The organism is Methylobacterium sp. 092160098-2 (genome assembly GCF_028920805.1).
In the GTDB taxonomy this organism is placed as follows: domain Bacteria; phylum Pseudomonadota; class Alphaproteobacteria; order Rhizobiales; family Beijerinckiaceae; genus Methylobacterium; species Methylobacterium fujisawaense.
Window position 1 is genome coordinate 3,579,922 of sequence record NZ_JAQPZJ010000001.1, and the last position, 23,095, is coordinate 3,603,016.

Sequence of the window (23,095 nt, forward strand, 5' to 3'; positions counted from 1 at the left end):
ACCGGCGCGCCGCCGTCAGCCGCGCAGGCGCGCGCGGCGGCCGTCATCCCGCGAGGGCCGCAGCGACGGCGCGCTGGTCGAACCCCTTGAGGCCGATCACCACGAGGTTGCCATCCCGTGCCTCCCCGGACTTCCACGGCCGGTCGAAATGGTGGGCCACGCGCCGGCCGACCCCCTGCACCACGAGGCGCATCGCCTTGCCCTCGACCTCGGCGAAACCCTTGATCCGCAGGACGCCCGGGATCTCGGCTGCCTTCTCGACCCGGGCCGCCAGATCGCCCGCCGTGATCGCAGGGCGGATGGGCAGCGCCACGGTCTCGAAGTCGTCGTGGTCGTGATCCTCGCCCTCGCCGTGATGCGACGGGCGGGAATCGAGATCGTCCTCGGCGGCCGCCGCGAGGCCGAGCAGCACCCGCGGGTCGATGACGCCGTTCTCGGTCTCCACCACCTTCACGGCCCGGGGCAGGTGGCCTTCCACCTCGGCACGCACCCGAGCGCGGGTCGGGGCATCGATGAGGTCGGCCTTGTTGAGGACCACGAGGTCGGCGCAGAGGAGTTGGTCCTCGAAGACCTCTTCCAGCGGATTGTCGTGATCGACCGATTGGTCCGCGGCCCGCTGGGCGGCCAGTGCCTCCGGATCGTCCGCGAAGACGCCGGCGGCGACGGCCGGGCCGTCGACCACTGCGACGACCCCGTCGACGGTGACCCGCGAGCGGATCGCCGGCCACTGGAACGCCTGAACCAACGGCTTCGGCAGCGCGAGGCCCGAGGTCTCGATCAGGATGTGCTCCGGCGGCTCGGCGCGGCCGAGAAGAGTCTCCAGCGCCGGAACGAAATCGTCCGCGACCGTGCAGCAGATGCAGCCATTCGGCAGCTCGACGATAGCCTCTTCGGTGCAGCCTTCGACCCCGCAGGCGGCGAGGAAGGACTTGTCGAAACCGACGTCGCCGAACTCGTTGACCAGGATGGCGAGGCGGCGCCCCCTGGCGTTCTCGACCACGTGGCGGACCAGTGTCGTCTTGCCGGCTCCGAGGAAGCCCGTGACGATGGTGCAGGGGATCTTGTTCACGATGGTCATTCCGCGGCCTCCAGGGTGCCGGCGGGGAGCGGGCGGGGTTCAGGGAACGGGGGGATGCGGGCGATCACGCCCTTGCGGAAGGCCTCCGGACGCTCGCGCCAGGGCACGATGCCGTCCGAGGTCGCCGCATAGGCCGCGAGCCCGGCGAGGATGGTCTCCGCCGAGGCGGCCGGATCCATGTCGCCGTAGACGTAGGTCCAGCGGTCGGCCGAGGCGACCGCCACGGTGCAGGGCCGCTTGCAGACCGACAGGCATTCCACCGCCTCGATCCGCAGGTCCGGCGTGCCGGCGCTCCGGGCCTGAAGCGCCTCCAGAAGGCGTGCTCCGGCGCGCGGTCCATCCGGATCGTCGTCCGGACGGCGGCAGGTCGTGCAGACGTACAGGACGGTCTCAGGCACGGGCCGTTCCCCGTTGCGTGTCGCGGGAAAACGCCTGCCACGCCCAGCCGAGCCCCAACCCGATCAAGATCCAGAAGACGAAGCTGATCGCCAGCGACCGGGCGGCGAACTGTGCGGCCAGCGCGGCCGGAAGCTCCGACGCGCCCTCCGGCGCCTGCGGGGCGCCGACGACGTGGGGGGTTATGATCAGGACGAGGCCACCCAGGATCGTGATCAGAGCACGGCGGATCGTGATCAGGTAGAGTCCCATTCCGGTCGCCGCCGCGGTCATCACCCACCAAGCCTGCCGCGCGGCCAGCGGTGCAGCGGCGCTGCCGGGCAGTTCCGGCGGCAGGCCGAGGCCCGGCGCGAGGGCGACGCTGGCGAAGCCCGCCACCGCGAAGGCGAGACCGACCTGCGGCGTCGGCTCGCGGCCGCAGGCGATCATCACCGCGCCGAGCAGCAGGGCGTAGCCGACGCCGCCGACGAGGGTCGCAAGACCGGTGAAGGCCATCCGCGGCAGTCCGGGGCCGGGCTGCCATTCCGGTGCCGCGGCGGGTGCGGCGTGGTCATGCCCGGCATGGGCGAGCACGATCGGAAGGGCCTTCGCGGCCTGATGCGAGGGTTCCTGCTGCTCGTAGCGCTCGGCCGCGACGATCAGCGGCGAGGTCAGCGTGAGTTCGAGGCCCGTCACAACGGCAGCCGCGAAGAAGCCGGCGGCCAGGGCCGCCGACAGAAGCCGAATGATCATCCCTGCGCCGAGGGCGTCAGTGACAGGGGAAGTTCTGGGTATGGCGGAAGTCGTGCGCCGCGTTGTGGAACGCGATCGCCGGCGAGAAACCCGCCATGAACAGCAGGCCGAGGCCCAGCATGGCCGCGAGCGCGACGGCGACCGGACGCTCCGACGAGCGGGTACCGGCGGCGACGGGGGCGAGGGTCTGAGCGGTCATCGTCGAGTGTCTCCAGCCGCCCCACCGGCGGCATTGCGGGATCCTGTTGCGACGGCAGGTCTCCTGGCTCGCGGCTCGGCGCGCCCACCGCCTTCCCGGATCGCTCCGGTGGCGCTTGGCAGGCGCTCGCCGCTCACAGTTGCGGGGGCAGCCGCGGAATCGGGGCGAAACCCCTCACCGCATTCCCTTTTCACCCCGTTGCCAGGGCACCGTCACCGGCACGTTGTAGACGCATGCCGGCGACGACACAACGGAGCGGCGCCAGATCCGTTCGGATTCCCGTGCGTCCCTTCGCGGGTGGCCGGGCTTGACGTCCACGCCCCGATGCGGGCACCGCCGCACCGGATGCCCGGCCGGCCCGGCATGGGCACCTCCGCTCAGTTCTCGGAGACCCGATGGCCCTCGCAGACGATCCGAGCCCGGTCCTCGTCGATCTCGCCACCGGCCGCGCCCCCCGGATCGTACAGGATGAAGACACCGCCTGGCTCGAGATCGATCTGGGCGGTCGCTTTCCGATCCGCGCGGTCGCGCTGCGACCCGTACAGGATGCTGTCGCGCCCGAGGTCGGCGATGTGGCCGTCGAGGTCTCGCAGGACGGCGTCACGTGGTCCGCGCCCGACATCGTCGGCTGGACCGCCAAGCCGGGCGCCCTCGTGGCCGCCATCGGCGCCGACGAGCGGGCCTGGGCGCGTCTCGTGCGGATCGCGGTGCCGGATCCTGCGCTCGTCGCAGGCGTCGACATCCGCGCCGATGAAGCCGCCATCGACCTCATCGCCCTGCGGGCGCTCCTCTGGCTCGACATCACGCTCCTGAACGAGAAGCCCGGCGCTAACGTCTACGTCACCTACAATCTCGAAGCCGCGCCTGGCCGGGCTAGCCGCAACCTCGTCGGCCTGTCGCTGTTCGAGAACGGCGCCTTCGGCAACTGCCTCGTGCAGTACATCATCGCGGTCTCGATCGCGAAGGCGCTCAACCTGAAATACATCAAGGTCCCGAAGGTCGACCGCAGCAAGGTGATCTTTCTGACCCAGAGGCTGACCTGCGACGGCATCACGTTCATTCCGCCGGACGAGCCGCTTCCGCCGGACGGCTACTTCCTGTCAGGGCTGTTTTTCGATCCGACGCAGTTCGAGCGGGTGACGGCGCTGCAGGGCCCGATCGACTCGCGCGCGATCGTTCAGGATGTGATCCGGCCCCTGTTCAACGGCCTGCCGCGGACATTTGCGGCCAAGCCCGACGATCAGCTCCTGATCCATATCCGGTCGGGCGACATCTTCAGCACCTGGGTCGACCCGCACTATCCGCAGCCGCCCTTCGCCTTCTACCGGATGGTCATCGACCGGCTGCAGGCCGAGGGCCGCATCCGTTCCGTCAAGCTCGTCTTCGAGAACCGGCTCAACCCGGTCATTGCAGAAGTGGAGGCCTATGCGGCGCAGCGCGGCCTGCCCGTAGAGATCCAGAGCGAATCGCTGATCTCCGACGTTGCCGCTCTGGTGAACGGCCGCTACCTCGTCTTCGGGCTCGGAACCTTCGGGCCGGCGATCTGCCACCTTTCGGAGCGCGTCGAGCAGGTGTTCTACTTCGCGTCCAATTGGCCGCAGGGCTTTCAGTCGATTCCCACGATCGGGAAAGTGGTCGAGGTTCGCGATCGCGAAGGCCGGTACATGAAGGTCGGCGAGTGGCAGAATACCGACGCTCAGCGCCGGAGCATGGTGGAGTACCCGGCCGAAGCTCTCGCCTTCGACGATGTCTGATCGGTCGCGCCGGTCACGATCCGACCGGCGACGACCTTGCCGCCTGCATCCCGGCCGAACACGTCACGGTGCGGTCCTGAGACGTTCCGCGGGTGCGCCGGCCGAACGCGCCGAGCCGCCATCGCGGACCTTCAGGGCGTCCAGGTACATCCGTTCGACATCCGCCTTGAAGGCGGCGCGGGAATCCGGACGCGTGTAGAACATGTGGCCGCCGGGATAGACTGCGAGGCTCAGGCGACCGGCACTGTAGGCCGGGACCTGCGCCAGCAGGAGCTTCGAGGCGAAATACGGGGTTACGAGATCGGTGAATCCGTGCGCCACGAGGACACGCAGGTGCCCGTCGAGGGCCAGGGTTCCCTGAAGGTTCGAGAGCACCTCCGGTGCCTGTCGTCCCGAGCCCCAGCTCCAGCCCCGATTGACCGCATTGTTCAGGAGCTCGTAGCGCATGTTGGCCACGGGCCATTTCAGCGTGCGCGCGTAGAGATCGAGCATCGCGCTGGTCAGCGGCGCCTGGAGCGCGGTGAGCTGCGGATCCTCGAAGCTCGATTGCGCGGCGGCCGGATTCGGGTCCCAGCCGGTGATGCCGGTATCGTAGGCGCTCGTCACGCGACCTTCGGCACGATCGATCTCCCGCTGGACGCTTCGGGTCGAGAGGCGCGCCGCCTGTGCGCGGACCAGGGCGGGATCGAGCCCGACCAGCGGGGCGACCTTCTCGGTCATCCGCGCAACCGCCGCGGAATCGCTCGGCCCCTTCAGGAGATCCGTCAGATAGGCACCGGATGCGTAAGCTTCGGCATCCCCCAGCAAGGCCGGCGTGGGTATCGTCCCGGCCCGCTCCAGCGCGCCGGCCGCCAGCGACGGCAACTTCAGCACGTAGCCCCAGGGATTGGCCCGCGGGGTCTCCAGCCACCCGAAGTCGAGCACCGGCGAGAGCAGCACCATGCCCGACAGGCCGACGCCGATCTCTTCCTGGAGCTTCTCCGTGATCAGCGGGCCGCGGAACCCGCCATAGCTCTCGCCGACGAAGAACTTCGGGCTCGCTAGACGATCGTTGTTGCGCAGGTAGCGGGCGATGGCTGCCGAGAGGGTCGCGGCGTCGGACTCGATCGACCAGTAGGCCTTGCCGTTGCCGTCCGCGGCCCGGCTGTAGCCGGTACCGACGGGGTCGATGAAGACGAGATCGGTGAAGCCGAGCCACGTCCCGTCGTTGGGCGTGAGCGTGACCGGCTGCGACGGGCTGATGCTGTCGCCGCCGACGGGCAGCCGCCAGGGGCCGATCGCCCCGATGTTGAGGTAGGCCGACGCGGCGCCCGGGCCGCCATTGACCGCGAAGGTCACCGGGCGCTCCTGGCCGTCCTTGGACGCCACCGTGTAGGCCACGAAGGCGATCTCGGCCTGCAGCTTGCCAGCCTCGTCGACGAGCGGCAGGCTGCCGGCCGTGGCGGTGAAGTCGAGGACCCTGCCATCAGGCAGCGTGACGCTCTGCTTCGTGACGGAATCCGGCGGCAGGCGTCGTCCGTCCGGCCCGCGCGGTGCCGGCTTGCTCTCCGCGGGCGGATGTCCGTGCGGCGCCTCCTCTGCCCAGCCGGCGGAGGGCAGGGCGATGAGCATGCCGAAGGCGAGCGCGGCGCGCGCGAGACGTCTGTTAAGGGCCACCATCACGCCTTCTTGTTCCAGCGTCCGGAATCGTCCTGCTGCCAGTAGGCGACCGTGTGGCCCGCCTCCTTGGCCTGCTTCCACTGCTCGCGCGCCCTCAGGAGGGCGTCCTGATCGGTCCCGTCGAACAGGATACAGATCCGCTCATACGTGCCGGCATCGGGCGGCAGGTCGGCGCCCTCGACGAGGAAGCGGATCGAGGCCGCGTTCGGGTTCACGTCCCGAAGTGTCAGCACCACCGGCTGGCTCGCCGCGTCGGGCTCGCGATCGGTCCCGTGCGGCAGGAAGCTCTCGTCGGAATAGGTCCAGAGGTGGTCGTCCAGCGCCTGCAGGCGCTCCTCGCTGGCGGCCTGGATCGCGGCCTGCCAGCCGCGGTCCAGCGAGCGCTCGACGAGGCTCGGCAGCACCCGTTCCAAGGGCTGCCGCTGCATATGGTAGAAGAGGATCTCGGTCACGATGCCGAGGATATAGGGCTCCGGCCCGCCGCGCGAGCAGCGGCGCGCCGCCGCGGCTCAGACCAGCCGGCTCTGTTCGATCGCGGCGCCGACGAAGCCCTTGAACAGCGGGTGCGGCTCGAAGGGGCGCGACTTCAGCTCCGGGTGGAACTGCACGCCGATGAACCACGGATGCCCGACATGCTCCACCGTCTCGGGCAGGAGGCCGTCGGGGGAGACGCCGGAGAAGCGCAGGCCCTTGGCCTCCAGCCGCTCGCGATAGGCCATGTTGACCTCGTAGCGGTGGCGGTGGCGCTCCGAGATCTGCTCGGACCCGTAGATCTGGGCGATCTTGGATGTGGGATCGAGCTTCGCCTCATAGGCACCGAGCCGCATCGTGCCGCCGAGATCGCCGGCCGCAGCCCGCCGCTCCAGCTCGTTACCGCGGAGCCACTCGGTGAGCAGGCCGACCACCGGCTCGGACGTCTCGCCGAACTCCGTGGAATTGGCGTCCGGCATTCCCGCGAGCGAGCGGGCTGCCTCGATGACGGCCATCTGCATCCCGAAGCAGATCCCGAGATAGGGGATGCGCTTCTCGCGAGCGTAGCGGGCCGCGCGGATCTTGCCCTCGGCGCCGCGCTGGCCGAACCCGCCCGGCACCAGGATCCCGTTCAGGCCCTCCAGGAACGGCGCGGGATCCTCGCGCTCGAAAACCTCGGCCTCGATCCATTCGAGGTTGACCTTGACCCGATGGCTGATGCCACCGTGGGTCAGCGCCTCGGTCAGCGACTTGTAGGCGTCCTTGAGCCCCGTGTACTTGCCAACGATGGCGATGGAGACCTCGCCCTCGGGGTTGCGCACGCGCTCGGAGATCGTCCGCCAGCGGCCGAGATCCGGCTCCTCGCCGTGCTCCAGGCCGAAATGGCCGAGCACCTCGCGATCGAGGCCGGCTGTCCGGTAGGAGAGCGGCACCTCGTAGATCGACGCCACGTCCCGCGCCTCGATCACCGCGGTCTCGCGGACGTTGCAGAACAGCGCGAGCTTGCGGCGCTCATCGACCGGGATGTCCCGGTCGCAGCGGCAGAGCAGGATGTCGGGCTGGATGCCGATGGAGCGCAGCTCCTTCACGGAATGCTGCGTCGGCTTGGTCTTCAGTTCGCCCGCGGACGGGATGTAGGGCAAGAGCGTCAGGTGGACGTAGCAGCAGGTGCCGCGGGGCAGTTCCTGGCCGAGCTGGCGGATCGCCTCGAAGAACGGCAGCCCTTCGATGTCGCCCACGGTGCCGCCGATCTCGACGAGCACGAAATCGAACGCGTCGTTGCCGTCGAGGACGAAGTCCTTGATCGCGTTGGTAACGTGCGGAATCACCTGGATCGTGGCGCCGAGATAGTCGCCGCGGCGTTCCTTGGCGATGATGTCCTGGTAGATCCGGCCCGTGGTGATGTTGTCGGCCCGGCTCGCCGGGACCCCGGTGAAACGCTCGTAATGCCCGAGGTCGAGATCGGTCTCGGCGCCGTCGTCGGTGACGAACACCTCGCCGTGCTGAGTCGGGCTCATCGTGCCCGGATCGACGTTCAGATAGGGGTCGAGCTTGCGCATCCGGACCCGGTAGCCGCGGGCCTGCAGCACCGCCGCCAGGGCTGCGGAGGCGAGCCCCTTGCCGAGGGAGGAGACCACGCCGCCGGTGATGAAAACGTACCGCGTCATGGGCCTCGGTCCATAAAGAAGCTGCTGCCGTTTGCCAAACGACCCGTGCCCCGGCCCGCGCATGGGCTGGGGATCATGGAACGCATGGCACGGACCGGCTGAGTGCCGGCCCGTCGGAGATGGAATGAGACGCTGCGCCGTTCCGGGCGCAGCCCGTCAGCGGGATTGCGGCGCGTCCGGGACAGCCGGCTGGGCGGGCGCGGCCGGCTGGGCCGGCGCCGTGGCGGGCACCCGGTCCTGTTGCTGGCGGAGCGTGTCGAGCAGGTTGTCGGCGCCGGTCGGCTGCTTGGCGGGCTGGCCCGACGTCTGCGGCGCGCCGGTATCGAGGATCGATTTCGGCGCCGCGGAGCGATGCGACAGGATGGCGAGCGCCAGGCTGGTGGTGAAGAACAGGGCCGCCAGGATCGCCGTGGCCCGGGTCAGGGCGTTGGCCTGGCCACGGCCGGTCATGAACCCCGCGACGCCGCCGCCGCCCCCGCCGCCGAGCCCGAGGCCGCCCTCGGAGCGCTGAAGCAGCACGACGCCGATCAGCGCGAGGACGATGATGAGGTGGACGACGATCAGGACGGTCTGCATCGGTGTTCCGGGATCTTCTTCAGCGCCGCGCGCCGGCAGCGGGCACCGGGAGACGAACGCACGAGGGCCGGAGCCCGCCGCCGCTTTTGGTGCTCCCCGGCACGCATGCGTGCAGCGGAAGCCTCGTGGGCGACTTTGCGGGCGGACCGGCCGGAATTGGGCGACGGCATACACCACCGGCCGCCCGCCGCCAACCTGACGCGCGCGGCCGGCTGTCGGCGGCGCCCCTCGCCTTCGGCCGCGCCGCGTGATTTCTGGACGGGAGAGAGCGGCCGATCGAACGCGCCGCCCCGTCCGGGAGGCCAACCATGTCCGTGTCACGCCGGGTGGCGCTCGTTGCCGCCATCGCCGCGCCCGTTCTGATCCGCGCCGTCCCCGGCACGGCCGCCGGGCCCGACGCCGCCGCCGTGGAGCAGGCCGTCGACGCTCTGACCCAAGCCCTGCTGGCCGCGGACGGGCCGGCCCTGGACGCCCTGGTCCTCGACGGTCTGAGCTACGGACATTCCAGCGGTCAGGTGCAGGACAAGACGGCGTTCGTCGAAACGCTCACCAGCAAGCGCTCGGCCTTCCCGAGCATCACCCTGTCGGACCGCTCCGTCTCGGTGGTCGGCGACGACGCCGTCGCCCGCCATGTCTTCACGGGCGAGGTCGTCTCGGGCGGCAAGACGGCGCCGGTGCATATCGGCGTGATGCAGGTCTGGCACCGGGATCAGGGCCGCTGGCGGCTGCTCGCGCGTCAGGCCTTCAAGATCTGACAGCGCCTCCGTGCGATCGCCGGTCCGCCCGCGCCGGCGGAGCAGTCTGGTGCCGCCCCATTAAGGCCTTGCAAGGACAGGGATCTCCCTGCGGCGCGTGACAACGGCAAGCGCCGCGAGCGCATCGAACCGTCAGAGGCGCGCTCAGGCGTAGGCGGCGCAGATCCCCAGGAAATCCGCGGCCACGAGACTTGCGCCGCCCACCAGGGCGCCGTCGACGTTGTCCACCGACAGAAGTTCGCGGGCATTTCCGGGCTTCACCGAGCCGCCATAGAGGATGCGGATCTTGTGCGCCTCGTCGCCCACGAGCTTGTCGAGCATCTCGCGCAGGGATGCGTGGACTTCAGCGATGTCGCGCGGCGTCGGTGTCCGGCCCGAGCCGATCGCCCAGACCGGCTCGTAGGCGATCACCGTGTCGGCCGCCGTGGCGCCCTTCGGCAGGCCGATGGCGAGCTGCGCCCGGACGATGTCGAGGGCGCGGCCCTGCTCGCGCTCCTCGATGGTCTCGCCGACGCAGATGATGCCGCACAAACCGGCACGCCGGGCACCCAGCGCCTTGGCGTGGACGCCGTCATCGGTCTCGTGGTGGTAGGCCCGACGCTCGGAATGACCGACGATCACGTATTGCGCGCCGAGATCGGCGAGCATCTCGGCCGAGATCGAGCCGGTGAAGGCGCCGCTGGGGCGGGCATGGAGGTTCTGGCCGCCGATGGCGATGGGCGAGCCGGCGGCCGCCGCCACGCAGGAGCCGATCAGCGTCGCGGGCGGGCAGATCAGCACGTCGATGCGGGCCGCGAGGTCGGGCGAGAGCCCGTCGCGAATCGCTTCGACCACCTGGATGGATGCCCGGGTCCCGTTCATCTTCCAGTTGCCGGCGACAAGCGGCCTGCGCCCCGATTGCGTCATTCCTGCCCTCGCTCCGCCGCGGCGTTTCCCGAAGTTGCCGGGGCCTACCAGAGCGAGCTTGAGCGCGCAAACGCGCCGAAGCGCCTGAGTCTTTGCCTGTGGACGCGAATGGTCTATCGCGGTCGGCTCTCAGGAACAGCGCCGGCCCGGCGACGGGACGGCTGCCGAAGGTACTCGATCACAGACCATGCTTCAGGGCATCCGCAACGCCAGCCAGCACTGGCTCGGCAAGATCGTCTTGACGATCATCTTCACGCTGCTGATCGCCGGCGTCGGGATCTTCGGCGTCGAGGAGTTCTTCCGCGGCGGCGCGAGCAACAAGGTGGCGACCGTTGGCAGCACGCCGATCACCGCCGAGCAGGTGCGCCAAGCCTATCAGAACCAGCTGCAGCGCTATCAGACGCAGTTGAAGCGTCCCCTCACGCCCGATCAGGCGCGGATGCTCGGCCTCGACCGGCAGGTCATGTCCCAGCTGATCACCGAGGCCGCCCTCGATCAGAAGACCCACGATCTCGGCCTCGTCGTGCCGGATTCCGCGGTGATCAAGGCGATCCACGAGGAGAAGAGCTTCCAGAACGCGCAGGGCCAGTTCGAGCCGCAGCTCTTCTACCAGACCTTGCAGCGGGCGGGTCTCAACGAGGGCATGTTCGTGCGCGAGCAGCGCTCCGTGATCGCCCGTCTGCAACTCGCCGAGGCGGTGTCGTCGGACCTGCATGTGCCGGTCGCCATGCGTGAGGCGGTCCATCGCTACACCACCGAGCGCCGTGCCGCCGCCTACCTGATGCTGACGCCCTCGGTCGCCGGGCAGATCCCCGAGCCGACCGACGACGAATTGAAGACCTGGTACGAGGCCAACAAGTCCGGTTTCCGGGCGCCGGAATTCCGCGCGGTCAACCTCCTCGTGGTCGAACCCGAGGCGATGGCGAAGCCGGACGCGATCACCGAGGCCGACGCCCGCGCCGCCTACGCGCTCAACAAGGATCGTTACGGCGCGCCCGAGAAACGCACCATCCAGCAGATCGTCTTCCCAGACCCGGCCGCCGCCGAGGCGGCCCGCAAGGCGATCACCGAGGGCGCCAAGACGTTCGAGGCGGTGGCGACGGAGCGCGGCACCGACGACAAGGATCTGACCCTCGGAACGCTGACGAAGAGCGAGCTGTTCGACAAGGCGGTGGCCGACGCGGCCTTCGCGCTGCCGGAGGGCGGTGTGAGCCAGCCCGTCCAGGGCCGCTTCGGCACGGTGTTGCTGCGTGTCACCAAGATCGAGCCCGGGACGGTGAAGCCCTTCGAGGCCGTGGAGGGTGAGATCCGCAAGGGCCTCGCCCTGGCCCGCGCCCGCGACGCGATGGAGACCACCCGCGACGCGATCGAGGATCAGCGGGCCGGTGCAAAGCCCCTCGCCGACATCGCGGCGGAGCGCGGCCTCAAGATCGTCAGCGTCAAGGCCGTGGACGTGAACGGCAAGGGACCGGACGGGCAGCGGGTCGCCGACATCCCCGATCCGGACACCACTGTGCCGGCCCTGTTCCGCGCCGAGATCGGCGGCGACAACGAGCCTCTGCGCACTAAGACCGGCGGCTATGTCTGGTACGACGTCACCGGAATCGATGCCGCCCACGACAAGCCCCTCGACGAGGTCAAGGACGGCGTGAAGGCCGGCTGGACCGCGACCGAGATCGCCAAGCGCCTTCAGGCCAAGGGCCGCGAGCTGGTCGAGAAGATCAACAAGGGCGAGACCATGGAGGCCGCAGCGCAGGAGGTCGGCGTCAACCTGCAGGAGGCCCAGGATCTCGCACGCAATCAAGCCAAGGACATGCTCAAGCCGGATGACGTGAACCTGATCTTCGCGACCCCGGTCGGCAAGGCCGGTACGGCGGCGGCCGGAGATTCGCGCGCGGTGTTCAAGGTCACGGCGGCGACGGTTCCGGCCTTCGTTGCCGACAGCCCCAGCGACAAGCAGATCACGCAGAGCTTCCAGGCCGCCCTCGCCGACGACGTCCTGTCTCAGTACATCAGCGAGGTTCAGAAGAACGCGGGCGTCAAGGTCGATCCGGCGGCCCTGCGCCGCGCCATCGGCGGCGAGTATTGAGGCATGGCCGAAGCGCCCGATTATGCGGCCTTCGCGGCGCGCTACGAGGCCAGGCAGCCGAGCCTCGTCGCGGTCAGCCTCGTCGCGGATCTGGAGACGCCGGTCGCGGCGTTCCTCAAGCTGCGCGCCGGCCATTCCGGTCCGGCCTTCCTCCTCGAATCGGTCGAGGGTGGTGCCGTGCGCGGCCGATACTCCATGATCGGCCTCGATCCGGACCTGATCTGGCGCTGCCGGGATGGCGCGCCCGCAATCGCGCGCGGCGCCGACCTTACCCGGTTTGAGCCGGATGACCGGGCACCGCTGGCGAGCCTGCGGGCGCTGATCGCCGAGAGCGCCATCGGCGACGAAGCCGGCGGCCAGGATCTGCCGCCGATGGCGGCCGGTCTATTCGGCTATCTCGGCTACGACATGGTCCGCGCCATGGAGCGGCTGCCGGAGCCGAACCCGGATCCCCTCGGCGTGCCGGACGCCATCCTGATGCGTCCGCGGGTCATGGTGGTTTTCGATTCCATCCGCGACCTGATCACCGTCGTGTCGCCGGTGAGGCCCACGGCCGGGACGACGGCCCGGGCCGCCTATGAGGAGGCGCTTCAGCGTCTCGACCGGGTCGCCGCTGCCCTGGAAGGTCCCTTGCCGATCGAGGCGCGGGTGGACCTGTCGGCGGTCGCCCATCCCGAGCCGGTCTCCAACACGTCGCCGGACGCGTTCGCCGCCATGGTGGCGCGCGCCAAGGAGTACATCGTCGCGGGCGACGTGTTCCAGGTGGTGCTGTCCCAGCGCTTCTCGGCGCCGTTCACCCTGCCGGCCTTCAGCCTGTACCGCTCCCTCCGGCGCACGAATCCGGCGCCGTTCCTGTGCTATCTCGATTTCGAGACGTTCCAGATCGTCTGCTCGTCGCCGGAGATCCTCGTCCGGGTGCGCGAGGGGACCGTCACGGTTCGCCCGATCGCCGGAACCCGCCGCCGCGGCGCAACCCCGGCCGAGGATGCCGCGCTCGCCGAGGAACTCCTTGCCGATCCGAAGGAGCGGGCCGAGCACCTCATGCTGCTCGATCTCGGCCGCAACGATGCCGGCCGGGTTTCGCGGATCGGCAGCGTCCGGGTAACCGACTCGTTCTTCATCGAGCGCTACAGCCAGGTCATGCACATCGTGTCGAATGTCGAGGGCGACCTCGATCCACGCCACGATCCCCTCGACGCGCTGGCGGCGGGCTTCCCGGCCGGGACGGTCTCGGGGGCGCCGAAGGTGCGGGCCATGGAAATCATCGACGAGCTGGAGCGCGAGAAGCGCGGGCCGTATGCGGGCTGCATCGGCTATTTCGGCGCCCGGGGCGAGATGGACACCTGCATCGTCCTGCGCACCGCGGTGGTGAAGGATGGTCAGATGCACGTCCAGGCCGGGGCAGGGATCGTGTACGATTCGGATCCTGCCTCCGAGCAGCAGGAATGCGTCAACAAGGCCAAGGCGCTGTTCCGCGCCGCCGAGGAGGCGGTGCGGTTCGCCGCGCAGGCGAAACGGGGGCAGTAGGCGGGGCCGCGAACTGGTTCCGCGCCCGACCCGATTGCCGAAAGACGGGGATGGTTGACCGCGCCGATGCGAGCGGTCACATCGCCTGCATGCCCGAGCGTGCCGCCGCGATGCCCAACGTCCTCGTCATCGACAACTACGATTCCTTCACCTGGAATCTCGTGCACCTGATCGGTCCGCTCTGCGGGACCGTCGATGTCGTGCGCAACGACGCGCTCACGATCCCCGACATCCGCGCCAGGGCGCCGGACGCGATCGTGCTGTCGCCCGGGCCATGCACGCCCACGGAGGCGGGTATCTGCCTCGACGTGGTCCGTGATCTGTCCGAGGAGATCCCGATTTTCGGCGTGTGCCTGGGTCTCCAGGCCATCGGACAAGCGTTCGGCGGCGATGTCGTGCGGGCGCCCCTGCCGCTCCACGGCAAGGTATCGACGATCCGGCACGGCGCCCGCGGCCTGTTCCGCGGCCTGAACGACAGCTTCGAGGCGACCCGCTACCACTCCCTCGTGGTCGATCGTGCGACCTGCCCGGCCGCGTTGCGGGTCACCGCGGAGGCGGACGGCCTGATCATGGGGCTCGAGCATGCCGAGCGTCCGCTCCATGGCGTCCAGTTCCATCCCGAGAGCATCCGGTCGCAGCACGGCACGGAGATCGTGAAGAACTTCCTCGATCTTGCCACGGCCTGGAATACGGCGCGTGACAGGACGCGTGCCGACGTGCATTGACGCCGGGAGGCCGGGGCGGCCCTCCGTCAGAAGCCATGGATCGTTTCAGACCCCATCTCGCGAAGGTCTCCGGGGGCCTCGCCCTCGACCGTGCCGAGGCCCGTGCCGCCTTCGACGACCTGTTGTCGGGCGAGGTGACGCCGGTCCAGGCCGGCGCCTTCCTCACCGCCCTCAAGGTGCGCGGCGAGACCGTCGACGAGATCGTCGGCGCCGCCGAGGCCATGCGGCAACGCATGACGCGCGTCGCGGCGCCCGCGAACGCCATCGACGTCGTCGGCACCGGCGGCGACCATTCCGGCAGCGTCAACGTCTCGACGCTGGCCGCCATCCTGGTGGCCGCTTGCGGCGTGCCGGTGGCCAAGCACGGGAATCGCGCCGCGACCTCCCGGTCGGGCGCGGCCGACGTGCTCGCGGCTTTGGGCGTCCGTCTGGGCCTCGATCCGGCTGGGCAGGTGCGCTGCCTCGACGAGGCCGGTCTCTGCTTCCTGTTCGCCCAGGCCCATCACCCGGCGATGCGACACGTGGCGGCGGTTCGCTCCGAACTGCCTGTCCGGACGATCTTCAATCTGCTGGGCCCGCTCAGCAACCCGGCCGGCGTCGGCTATCAGCTCTTCGGCGTCGCCCAGGAGGCCCTGGCCGAACCGCTGACGCGCGTCCTTTCGGAACTCGGCAGCCGCCGGGTCTGGACCGTCCACGGGTCCGACGGGCTCGACGAGATCACCGTCACGGGTCCGACGCGGGTGGTGGCCCTCGATCAAGGCAGGCTGTCTCGCTTCACCATCGACCCGCGGGAATTCGGGCTGGCGCTGCGCGCCCCCGAGGAACTGCGCGGCGGCGATCCGGCCGACAATGCCCGGGCGCTTGAGGCCGTCCTGGCCGGCGCCCGCAACGCCTACCGGGACATCGCGGTTCTCAATGCGGGGGCTGCCCTCGTCGTCGCGGGTGCCGCGCAGGCCCTGGCGGACGGCGTCGCGCGGGCGCAGGATGCCGTCGATTCCGGGGCGGCCCGGGCGACGCTCGCCCGCCTTGTCCGGGCTTCGAACGACCACTCCAACGGGGAGGAGGGCCGATGAGCTCGCTGACGCACGACGCGACCCAGCAGACCGGCGCCGAGGCGCCGCCCGAGCGGCCGAACGTCCTCGCGCGGATCGAGGCCTACAAGCGCCGCGAGATCGCCGAAGCGAAGCTGCGCGTGCCGCTCGCCAAGCTGGAACGGCGGGTCGCGCAGGCGGAGCCGGTGCGCGGTTTTGCGGCGGCGATCCGCGCCCACCTCGCCGAGGACCGCCCGGCGCTCATCGCCGAGGTGAAGAAGGCCTCGCCTTCCAAGGGCCTGATCCGCGCCGATTTCGATCCGGCCACCCTGGCCGCCGCCTACGAGGCCGGCGGCGCGACCTGCCTGTCGGTGCTCACCGACGAGCCCTCGTTCCAGGGCCGGCCCGAGTACCTGACGGCGGCGCGCGAAGCCTGCGGGCTTCCGGTGCTGCGCAAGGACTTCCTGTTCGAGCCCTATCAGGTCTACGAAGCGCGGGCCTGGGGCGCCGACTGCATTCTGGTCATCATGGCCTGCCTCGACGACGACGAGGCCGTGGCCCTGGTTGAGACGGCGAATCTCCTCGGCATGGATGTCCTGGTCGAGGTGCATGACGCGGCTGAGCTGACCCGGGCGATCCCCCTCGGTACGGCCCTGATCGGCATCAACAACCGCAATCTCAAGACCTTCGAGGTGTCGTTCGAGACCGCGATCGGGCTCGCGCCGGGCATACCGGCCGATCGCATCGCCGTGGCCGAGAGCGGGATCGGCGACCATGCCGACGTGGTGCGTCTCCGGGACAACGGCCTCGGCGTGGTGCTGGTCGGCGAGAGCCTGATGCGGCAGCCGGACGTCGCGAAGGCGGCCCGTACCCTGCTGTTCGGCGATGCGGAGACCAAGGGCGGCAAGCCGCGGAAGAAGGCTTGAGCGATGGAGCCGGGCTCGACGCTGACCCATCTCGACACCAGCGGCGCGGCCAACATGGTCGACGTCACCGACAAGCCCGCCACCGACCGGACCGCCCGGGCGGAAGGCCAGATCGTGATGAGGCCCGAGACCCTGGCGCTGATCCGCGAGGGCGACGCCAAGAAGGGGGACGTGATCGGCACGGCGCGACTCGCCGGCATCATGGCGGCCAAGCGCACCCACGAGTTGATCCCCCTCTGTCACCCGCTGCTGCTGTCGAAGGTCCGAGTCGAGTGCGAGCCCGACGCGGCGCTGCCGGGCCTGCGCATCGCCGCGGAAGTCCGGGTGCAGGGTCCGACGGGTGTCGAGATGGAGGCCCTGACCGCGGTCTCGGTGGCCTGCCTGACGGTCTACGACATGGTGAAAGCGGTCGATCGCGGTATGCGCATCGAGGGCATACGCCTCATCGCAAAGGACGGCGGTCGCTCGGGCGCGTATCGGGCCCCGCAGGAATGAGCGACCTGATCCCGGTCGCCGAGGCGCTGGCGCGCGTTCTCGCGAGCGTCGCCGGTCCGGTCGAACCCGAAACCGTGCCGCTGGCGCAGGCTGCCGGCCGGACGCTCGCCGCGGATGTCGGCGCCTCCCGCACACAGCCGCCGTTCCCGGCCTCGGCCATGGACGGCTACGCCGTGCGCAGCGCCGACGCCTCAGAGGTGGGGGCATCTCTGCGGATGATCGGCACCAGTGCGGCCGGACACGGCTTCTCGGGACGCATTGGCGCAGGCGAGACGGTGCGGATCTTCACCGGCGCGCCGGTTCCGGAGGGTGCGGATGCGATTCTGATCCAGGAGAATGCGTCCGCGGAGGATGGGACGGTGCGCGTCCTCGAGCCGGTCGAGCCGATGCGGTTCATCCGTCGGGCGGGCCTCGATTTCATCGCGGGCGAAACCCTGATCCCGGCCGGCATGAGCCTCGACGCCCGGCGCTTGGCGCTGGCCGCGGCGGCTGGCCATCCACGCCTCTCCGTGCGGCGGAGGCCGCGGGTTGCGATTCTCGCCACCGGTGATGAGTTGGTGGAGCCCGGGGCGACGCCCGGCTGGGACCAGATCGTCGCTTCGAACAGCCTCGCGCTGGCGGCCCTCGCGGCGGAGGCGGGTGCCGACATCATCGATCTCGGAATCGCGGCCGACGACCACGCCGCCCTGGCGGATGCGTTCCGTCGGGCCCGCGAGGCGCGGGCCGACCTGCTCATCACCCTCGGGGGCGCCTCCGTCGGCGACCACGATCTGGTTCAGAGCGCGCTCGCCAAGGAGGGACTGGAACTCGGGTTCTGGCGGGTCGCCCTCCGGCCGGGCAAGCCGCTGATGCACGGCCGCCTCGGCGACATGCTGGTGATCGGATTGCCGGGCAATCCGGTCTCGTCGATCGTCTGCGGGCTGCTGTTCGTGGTTCCGGCCATCCGTGCGCTCCAGGGGGATCCGCAGGCGGGCGCCGACCGCAGCGAGCCGGCGAGGCTCGGCCGCGACCTTTCGGCGAATGACGGCCGCGCCGACTACATGCGCGCGAGCCTCACCGTGGAACCTGGCCAGCTGCCCATCGCGACCGCCGAGCAGCGCCAGGATTCCTCCATGCTGGGCGTTCTCGGACGCTCTGAGGCCCTGCTCATCCGCGCGCCGCACGCGCCGGCCGCGACCGCCGGCGATCTTTGCCGGATCATCCGTCTCGATCGTCGCCTGTTCTGACGCTCAGGGCATCACGCGCCACGCCTTGAGAGGGCCGGGCAGGTCCAGCGGCATCAGGCGGGCGCTCCGGACCTTGCTCTGGGCGAGTCGCGTGGCGAAGGCCGTCTCGGCCTGAAGATCGTCGGCCGGCCGGGCCGGGCAGGCGACGAGGTATTGAACGCCGAACTCCGTCAGCACCCGGTCGAGGTCGGCCTCGGTACCGCCCAGCCCTTCGATTGCGGCCGTGAGTCCGGGAATCGCCCGGTGATACGGCGCGGCCACGATCTTATGCGGTGTCCGCAACAGGATCGACGGTCCCAGGACGATCGGCGCCAGCACGGTGCCCTCCGGCAGGACCGCGAGGGGGCGCACGGCGGCATCGCTGAGGCAGGCTGTGACCTCGGCCGCATCCGGCGCGGTGCGCAGGTCCGGCGCCAACGCTCCCAACAGGAGCGCCGGGATCATCCAGAGGCAACTGATCATTCCGGCGCCGAGGAGCGCGATCTGCCAGCGCCGGCCATCGGCAGGCGGGCCTGCGGCGCGCGCCAGCGCCCGATCGAGGATGATGCCCGCCACCAGCGGCACGAAGCCGGAGGCGATGTAGAGGCCGCGGAACTGAATGATGCCGAGGATCAGCCCGGGCCACAGGAATAGCGCCATCACCGACCAAGCCCGACGCTCCGGCCCGCACCAGGCCATCCCGGATGCGGTGAAGGTCGCGAGGATCACGACGGGATAGAAGACCAGCGCCTCCCACTGGCCGCGCGCCACGAATTTCGTCAGTGGCGCCATCTCGTTGACGGTCAGCAGCCAATGGATCCGCACGAGAGGCGGCATGTCCGGGAAGGGGCCGCCGAGGCAGGCCGGGAAGGCGGCGACGAACCCGACCAGAAGGACGCATCCGGCCAAGCCTGCGAGGGCGAGCCGGGCGCGGATCGTCGCGAGGCGCTCTCCCGCGACGGCGACTCCGGTGGCGAAGACGAGGCCGCCCACGGTCAGCCAGAGCCACGGTGGCGAGAGCGCGTCGCAATGCGAGACACCCCAGAGGGAAGGCGCTGTCTGCACGGCGAACAATGCGGGCGCGGCGGCCCCGAGCCCGAGGCCAAAGCCCGCCAGCGGGGGATGGGCGGGCGCTCCGCGCAGGCACCAGTCGCCTGTGAGATACAGGGCGGCCAGCGCCACGAAGGGCAGCCCCTCTAGCCCGATCGCCAGGGAGACGGCGGCCAGAATCCCACCGATCATCCCCCGCTTCAGATCGCCGCCGATCATGCAGAAGGCGAGGCCGAGGATCGCGATGATCTGCAGATTGTGATGATCGACCCGGCCTGCCTGGAACTGGATCGTCACACCGAAGGTCTGCGTCGCCGCCACCAGGGCCAGGAGCGCGGCCCGGCTTCCGAAGCTGTGCCGGACGCCGCGGTACAGAACCCAGCCGTAGAGCCCGAACAGCACCATGGGCCAGAAGGCGGCTGTGAGGCCTTCCGCCAGCGCGCGACCTGTCAGGGGCGTGAGTCCCAGGATCATCGCCGCGATGGGTGCGTCCACGAGGCGAGACCAGTGGCTGGGCGTGCCGGCCGGGGCCAGGAACCGGTACTGGACGTTGTCGAACCAGCCCTGTCCGGCCAGCAGGTCGCGGACTTCCACGAGGCGCATGGCGTCGTCGGTATCCGGAACCCGCAGGTGCCGGATCGTCTCCCACACCGCGTGAGGCGCGTTCATCGTCGCGATGCAGAGGGCGGCGAGCACCCACAGGAGCGTGCGGGTCTCGATCCGCCGGCGCGGTCGGGAGGGCAGGGGCGCCGGAGCCGGCATGGTTGGATCACCCGGGCGGGCGGTCGATGCCCTCGCCGTCATGCTGGCGCGGTTCGGCTTAACGCGCGGTCAAGGGACATCGGCCGCGCGTTCCCGCCGCCGCGCCAGCGATTCCTTAACCACGACCCGGCATCCTGCCGTCCGGTCGGCGTCCTGCGCGTCGCACGCCGCACCAATCGCCGGAGCATGGGATGAGCCACCACACCGAGACGCTGGTGATCGGCGCGGGGCCCGCGGGTCTGACCGCCGCCTACCTGCTGTCGAAGAAGGGGCGCTCCGTCACCGTCCTGGAGCGGGATCCGGCGCAGGTCGGCGGGATCTCGCGAACCGTTTCCCACAACGGCTACCTGTTCGATATTGGCGGCCACCGCTTCTTCTCGAAGTCGCAGGCCGTGGTCGATCTCTGGGACGAGATCCTTCCCAACGACTTCATCGAGCGGCCGCGCCTGTCCCGGATCTACTATCGCGGCCGGTACTACGCCTACCCGCTCAAGGCCTTCGAGGCGCTCCGCAACCTCGGCGTCTTCACCAGTGCGGCCTGCGTCGCCTCCTACCTCTATGCCCGCCTGCGGCCGATCGAGGAGCCGAAGACCTTCCACGCCTGGGTGCGCAACCAGTTCGGCGAGCGCCTGTTCGCGATCTTCTTCAAGACCTACACTGAGAAGGTGTGGGGCATGTCCTGCGACGCGATCTCGGCCGACTGGGCGGCGCAGCGCATCAAGGGGCTCGATCTCGGCGCGGCGATCCGCGACGGCATCAAGCGCTCCCTGGGCCTGCGCAAGCGGGCCCCGGCCGGCGGTCCCGTCATCAAGACGCTGATCGAGTCGTTCCGCTATCCGCGCCGGGGACCCGGCATGATGTGGGAGGCCGCCGCCGCCAAGATCGAGGCCCAGGGCGGCCACCTGCGCCTCGACCGCAGCGTCGATTCCCTCAGCTACGATGCCGGGACCGGCATCTGGACGGTGGCGGCCCGCCGCGCCGACGGCAGCCGCGAGACCTTCACGGCCCGCAACGTCATCTCGTCCGCGCCGGTCCGTGAGCTGGTCGACGCGATCCGCCCGCGGCCGCTCAGCACCTTCAACGCCCGGGCGCTGAAGTACCGCGATTTCCTGACGGTGGCGCTGATCGCCAAGTCCGACAAGAACTTCCCGGACAACTGGATTTACATCCACGACCCGTCGGTGAAGGTCGGCCGGGTGCAGAACTTCCGCTCGTGGTCCCCCGAGATGGTGCCGGACGCGGACCATACCTGCCTGGGCCTCGAATATTTCTGCTTCGAGGGCGACGGCCTCTGGAACGCCGACGATGCCGAGCTGGTGGAACTCGCCAAGCGCGAGATCGGTCAGATCGGCCTGATCGACCCGGCCGACGTGGTCGATGCCTGCGTGGTCCGCCAGCCGAAGGCCTACCCGGTCTACGACGAAGAGTATGCCGGCCACGTCGTCACCGTGCGGCGGGAGCTGGAGCGGGATTTCCCGACCCTGCACCTCGTCGGCCGCAACGGCATGCACAAGTACAACAACCAGGACCACGCGATGATGACCGCGATGCTGACCGTGGAGAACATCCTCTGCGGCCGGCGCCGGCACGACGTCTGGCGGGTCAACGAGGATGCCGAGTACACCGAGGCTGGCGTGTCGGGGGCCGAGGCGGCGCTGGGCAGCGAGCGTCTCGTGCCGCGCAAGGTCGCCTGACGCGCAACAGCACCGGGCCCGCGTCACCGAAGCGGCTTGCCGGTCTCTCCCGCGCCCCTATCGTTCCCTTCCGGTAATGCCCTGAACCGAGGGCCGCCGGGAGGATTTGTTTCGATGCGATCTCTGCTTCTCGCCGCGCTCGTCGCGGGCGTGGCCATGCCGGCGGCGGTTCTGCCCGCCCTGGCGCAGGGCGCCGCCCCTGCCGAGACCAAGGCCAAGACCGACGATCTGGAGAAGCTCGAGGGCTTCCACAGCACGGACACGCAGGCCGCCGCCGAAATCCCGCAGACCGGCCGGCGCGCCGACGCGATCCGCAAGAACCTGTCGAAGATCAAGCTGCCGGATGGCTTCAAGATCGATCTCTATGCCGTGGTGCCGGATGCCCGCGCCATCGCGGTCGGTCCGAATGCCGGTGTGCTGTTCGTCGGCACGCGCAAGAGCAAGATCTTCACGGTTACCGACCGCGACAAGGACCGGGTCGCCGACGAGGTCCGGCCCTTCGCGCCGGGCATCGCGTTCAAGATCCCCAACGGCGTCTGCTTCTCGAAGGACGGCGTGCTCACCGTGGTGGAGCAGAACCGCGTCCTGGCCTTCCCGGCCGCCGAGTTCTTCTACGAGAACCCTGACGTCGCCGCCGGCGTGCTGGTCAAGCAGGGCGCGCTGATCCCGGCCTCCGAGGAGAGCTTCAACCACACCGCCCGGGTCTGCCGGGTCGGGCCGGACGGCAAGACCTACATCGCGCTGGGCCAGCCCTACAACGTGCCGCCGCCCGAGAAAATGGATCTCTACAAGAAGACCGGTATCGGCGGCATCATCCGCATCGATGCCGACGGCAAGAACCGCGAGGTCTACGCCACCGGCATCCGCAACTCGGTGGGGATGGACTTCAACACCGACAAGTCCCTCTGGTTCACCGACAACCAAGTGGACGGCATGGGCGACGACAAGCCGCCGGGCGAACTCAACCGCGCCACCAAGGCCGGCGAGAATTTCGGGTTCCCGTGGTTTGGCGGCGGCGCGGTCCGCACGGTGGAGTACAAGGACCAGACCCCGCCGGCCGACGCCGTCGCGCCGCAGGCCGAACTGCCCCCGCACGCGGCCGATCTCGGCATGACCTTCTACAACGGCAAGCAGTTCCCGGCCTCCTACAAGGGCGGGATCTTCATCGCCGAGCACGGGTCCTGGAACCGCACCGAGCCGGTGGGCGCCCGGGTGATGTTCGCCAAGCTCGGCGCCGACGGGAAGGTGGAATCGGTGAAGCCCTTCGCCGAGGGCTGGCTCACCGGCGACGGCGAGTATCTCGGCCGCCCGGTGGACGTGGCGGTGATGCTGGACGGCTCGCTGCTGGTCTCGGACGATTCCGCCGGGGCGATCTATCGGATCTCCTACGAGAAGTAG

At 69.9% G+C, this 23,095-nt stretch carries 21 protein-coding genes and 1 riboswitch; of the genes, 11 read left to right on the top strand and 10 right to left on the bottom strand.

Annotated elements, in window-relative coordinates; genetic code table 11:
• Positions 1-43: 43 nt before the first annotated feature.
• From cobW to PQI07_RS16890, 4 genes are read right to left on the bottom strand one after another with little or no spacing between them, the layout of a single operon-like run.
• Positions 44-1,078, bottom strand: coding sequence for a cobalamin biosynthesis protein CobW (cobW, locus tag PQI07_RS16875; RefSeq protein WP_274927031.1), 1,035 nt, complete (start codon positions 1,076-1,078; stop codon positions 44-46).
• Positions 1,075-1,476: a DUF1636 domain-containing protein gene (locus PQI07_RS16880; RefSeq protein ID WP_043378550.1), complete on the bottom strand. Its 402-nt coding sequence runs from the start codon at positions 1,474-1,476 to the stop codon at positions 1,075-1,077. Before PQI07_RS16880 ends, cobW begins: the two co-directional genes overlap by 4 nt.
• Positions 1,469-2,206, bottom strand: a complete 738-nt coding sequence (locus PQI07_RS16885; RefSeq protein ID WP_043378547.1) for a CbtA family protein — start codon at positions 2,204-2,206, stop codon at positions 1,469-1,471. Before PQI07_RS16885 ends, PQI07_RS16880 begins: the two co-directional genes overlap by 8 nt.
• 16 nt (positions 2,207-2,222) lie before the next feature.
• Positions 2,223-2,405, bottom strand: coding sequence for a CbtB domain-containing protein (locus tag PQI07_RS16890; protein ID WP_043348844.1), 183 nt, complete (start codon positions 2,403-2,405; stop codon positions 2,223-2,225).
• 36 nt (positions 2,406-2,441) lie between these two features.
• Positions 2,442-2,634: riboswitch (cobalamin riboswitch) on the bottom strand.
• A gap of 166 nt (positions 2,635-2,800) precedes the next feature.
• On the opposite strand from PQI07_RS16890, the gene PQI07_RS16895 reads away from it, so the two are divergent.
• Positions 2,801-4,159, top strand: a complete 1,359-nt coding sequence (locus tag PQI07_RS16895; RefSeq protein ID WP_274927032.1) for a discoidin domain-containing protein — start codon at positions 2,801-2,803, stop codon at positions 4,157-4,159.
• A gap of 63 nt (positions 4,160-4,222) precedes the next feature.
• Here PQI07_RS16895 and PQI07_RS16900 read toward each other — a convergent pair whose 3' ends face one another.
• The 4 genes from PQI07_RS16900 to secG form a co-directional block, all read right to left on the bottom strand.
• Complete coding sequence (locus PQI07_RS16900) at positions 4,223-5,818, bottom strand: S10 family peptidase (protein ID WP_274927739.1); 1,596 nt, start codon at positions 5,816-5,818, stop codon at positions 4,223-4,225.
• Positions 5,818-6,270 (bottom strand): DNA polymerase III subunit chi, encoded by a 453-nt coding sequence (locus PQI07_RS16905; protein WP_043348839.1) that lies wholly within the window; start codon positions 6,268-6,270, stop codon positions 5,818-5,820. Before PQI07_RS16905 ends, PQI07_RS16900 begins: the two co-directional genes overlap by 1 nt.
• A gap of 57 nt (positions 6,271-6,327) precedes the next feature.
• Positions 6,328-7,956 carry a CTP synthase gene (gene pyrG / locus PQI07_RS16910; RefSeq protein WP_043348836.1) on the bottom strand — a complete coding sequence of 543 codons (1,629 nt, stop codon included), beginning with the start codon at positions 7,954-7,956 and terminating at the stop codon, positions 6,328-6,330.
• Positions 7,957-8,112: 156 nt separating this feature from the next.
• Positions 8,113-8,532 (bottom strand): preprotein translocase subunit SecG, encoded by a 420-nt coding sequence (gene secG, locus PQI07_RS16915; RefSeq protein WP_043348833.1) that lies wholly within the window; start codon positions 8,530-8,532, stop codon positions 8,113-8,115.
• A gap of 308 nt (positions 8,533-8,840) precedes the next feature.
• Here secG and PQI07_RS16920 point away from each other — a divergent pair, with 308 nt between their 5' ends.
• Positions 8,841-9,287: a nuclear transport factor 2 family protein gene (locus PQI07_RS16920; protein ID WP_043378533.1), complete on the top strand. Its 447-nt coding sequence runs from the start codon at positions 8,841-8,843 to the stop codon at positions 9,285-9,287.
• Positions 9,288-9,431: 144 nt separating this feature from the next.
• On the opposite strand, the gene tpiA is transcribed toward PQI07_RS16920, so the two are convergent.
• Positions 9,432-10,193 (bottom strand): triose-phosphate isomerase, encoded by a 762-nt coding sequence (gene tpiA / locus PQI07_RS16925; protein ID WP_043348827.1) that lies wholly within the window; start codon positions 10,191-10,193, stop codon positions 9,432-9,434.
• A 187-nt stretch (positions 10,194-10,380) separates the two neighbouring features.
• On the opposite strand from tpiA, the gene PQI07_RS16930 reads away from it, so the two are divergent.
• From PQI07_RS16930 to PQI07_RS16960, 7 genes are all read left to right on the top strand, one after another.
• A complete protein-coding gene (locus tag PQI07_RS16930) occupies positions 10,381-12,282 on the top strand; it encodes a peptidylprolyl isomerase (RefSeq protein WP_182591696.1) in 1,902 nt (633 codons plus the stop codon).
• Between the two features lie 3 nt (positions 12,283-12,285).
• Positions 12,286-13,809, top strand: a complete 1,524-nt coding sequence (trpE, locus tag PQI07_RS16935) for an anthranilate synthase component I (protein WP_043351642.1) — start codon at positions 12,286-12,288, stop codon at positions 13,807-13,809.
• A 110-nt stretch (positions 13,810-13,919) separates the two neighbouring features.
• A complete protein-coding gene (locus tag PQI07_RS16940; RefSeq protein ID WP_043761266.1) occupies positions 13,920-14,534 on the top strand; it encodes an anthranilate synthase component II in 615 nt (204 codons plus the stop codon).
• 35 nt (positions 14,535-14,569) lie between these two features.
• The gene (trpD, locus tag PQI07_RS16945) at positions 14,570-15,607 is read left to right on the top strand and encodes an anthranilate phosphoribosyltransferase (protein ID WP_274927033.1); all 1,038 of its coding nucleotides are present in this window, start codon (positions 14,570-14,572) and stop codon (positions 15,605-15,607) included.
• A complete protein-coding gene (trpC, locus tag PQI07_RS16950; RefSeq protein ID WP_043378522.1) occupies positions 15,604-16,491 on the top strand; it encodes an indole-3-glycerol phosphate synthase TrpC in 888 nt (295 codons plus the stop codon). Before trpD ends, trpC begins: the two co-directional genes overlap by 4 nt.
• A 3-nt stretch (positions 16,492-16,494) precedes the next feature.
• Positions 16,495-16,986 (top strand): cyclic pyranopterin monophosphate synthase MoaC, encoded by a 492-nt coding sequence (gene moaC, locus PQI07_RS16955; protein ID WP_043351646.1) that lies wholly within the window; start codon positions 16,495-16,497, stop codon positions 16,984-16,986.
• Entirely contained in the window at positions 16,983-18,212 is a 1,230-nt protein-coding gene (locus PQI07_RS16960) for a molybdopterin molybdotransferase MoeA (protein ID WP_182591694.1), read from the top strand. Before moaC ends, PQI07_RS16960 begins: the two co-directional genes overlap by 4 nt.
• 3 nt (positions 18,213-18,215) lie before the next feature.
• Here PQI07_RS16960 and PQI07_RS16965 read toward each other — a convergent pair whose 3' ends face one another.
• Complete coding sequence (locus tag PQI07_RS16965) at positions 18,216-20,003, bottom strand: hypothetical protein (protein WP_274927034.1); 1,788 nt, start codon at positions 20,001-20,003, stop codon at positions 18,216-18,218.
• A gap of 191 nt (positions 20,004-20,194) precedes the next feature.
• On the opposite strand from PQI07_RS16965, the gene PQI07_RS16970 reads away from it, so the two are divergent.
• Positions 20,195-21,697, top strand: coding sequence for an NAD(P)/FAD-dependent oxidoreductase (locus tag PQI07_RS16970; RefSeq protein WP_043758350.1), 1,503 nt, complete (start codon positions 20,195-20,197; stop codon positions 21,695-21,697).
• Between the two features lie 114 nt (positions 21,698-21,811).
• A complete protein-coding gene (locus PQI07_RS16975; RefSeq protein WP_043351653.1) occupies positions 21,812-23,095 on the top strand; it encodes a PQQ-dependent sugar dehydrogenase in 1,284 nt (427 codons plus the stop codon).

Coding starts and splice junctions, on each gene's coding strand:
- PQI07_RS16900 (WP_274927739.1), bottom strand. CDS start 5,818: ATGGTGGCCCTTAACAGACGTCTCGCGCGCGCCGCGCTCGCCTTCGGC.
- trpE (WP_043351642.1), top strand. CDS start 12,286: ATGGCCGAAGCGCCCGATTATGCGGCCTTCGCGGCGCGCTACGAGGCC.
- PQI07_RS16960 (WP_182591694.1), top strand. CDS start 16,983: ATGAGCGACCTGATCCCGGTCGCCGAGGCGCTGGCGCGCGTTCTCGCG.
- PQI07_RS16930 (WP_182591696.1), top strand. CDS start 10,381: ATGCTTCAGGGCATCCGCAACGCCAGCCAGCACTGGCTCGGCAAGATC.
- PQI07_RS16920 (WP_043378533.1), top strand. CDS start 8,841: ATGTCCGTGTCACGCCGGGTGGCGCTCGTTGCCGCCATCGCCGCGCCC.
- secG (WP_043348833.1), bottom strand. CDS start 8,532: ATGCAGACCGTCCTGATCGTCGTCCACCTCATCATCGTCCTCGCGCTG.
- PQI07_RS16890 (WP_043348844.1), bottom strand. CDS start 2,405: ATGACCGCTCAGACCCTCGCCCCCGTCGCCGCCGGTACCCGCTCGTCG.
- cobW (WP_274927031.1), bottom strand. CDS start 1,078: ATGACCATCGTGAACAAGATCCCCTGCACCATCGTCACGGGCTTCCTC.
- PQI07_RS16970 (WP_043758350.1), top strand. CDS start 20,195: ATGAGCCACCACACCGAGACGCTGGTGATCGGCGCGGGGCCCGCGGGT.
- PQI07_RS16940 (WP_043761266.1), top strand. CDS start 13,920: ATGCCCAACGTCCTCGTCATCGACAACTACGATTCCTTCACCTGGAAT.
- pyrG (WP_043348836.1), bottom strand. CDS start 7,956: ATGACGCGGTACGTTTTCATCACCGGCGGCGTGGTCTCCTCCCTCGGC.
- PQI07_RS16895 (WP_274927032.1), top strand. CDS start 2,801: ATGGCCCTCGCAGACGATCCGAGCCCGGTCCTCGTCGATCTCGCCACC.
- trpD (WP_274927033.1), top strand. CDS start 14,570: ATGGATCGTTTCAGACCCCATCTCGCGAAGGTCTCCGGGGGCCTCGCC.
- PQI07_RS16885 (WP_043378547.1), bottom strand. CDS start 2,206: ATGATCATTCGGCTTCTGTCGGCGGCCCTGGCCGCCGGCTTCTTCGCG.
- PQI07_RS16965 (WP_274927034.1), bottom strand. CDS start 20,003: ATGCCGGCTCCGGCGCCCCTGCCCTCCCGACCGCGCCGGCGGATCGAG.
- tpiA (WP_043348827.1), bottom strand. CDS start 10,193: ATGACGCAATCGGGGCGCAGGCCGCTTGTCGCCGGCAACTGGAAGATG.
- PQI07_RS16975 (WP_043351653.1), top strand. CDS start 21,812: ATGCGATCTCTGCTTCTCGCCGCGCTCGTCGCGGGCGTGGCCATGCCG.
- moaC (WP_043351646.1), top strand. CDS start 16,495: ATGGAGCCGGGCTCGACGCTGACCCATCTCGACACCAGCGGCGCGGCC.
- trpC (WP_043378522.1), top strand. CDS start 15,604: ATGAGCTCGCTGACGCACGACGCGACCCAGCAGACCGGCGCCGAGGCG.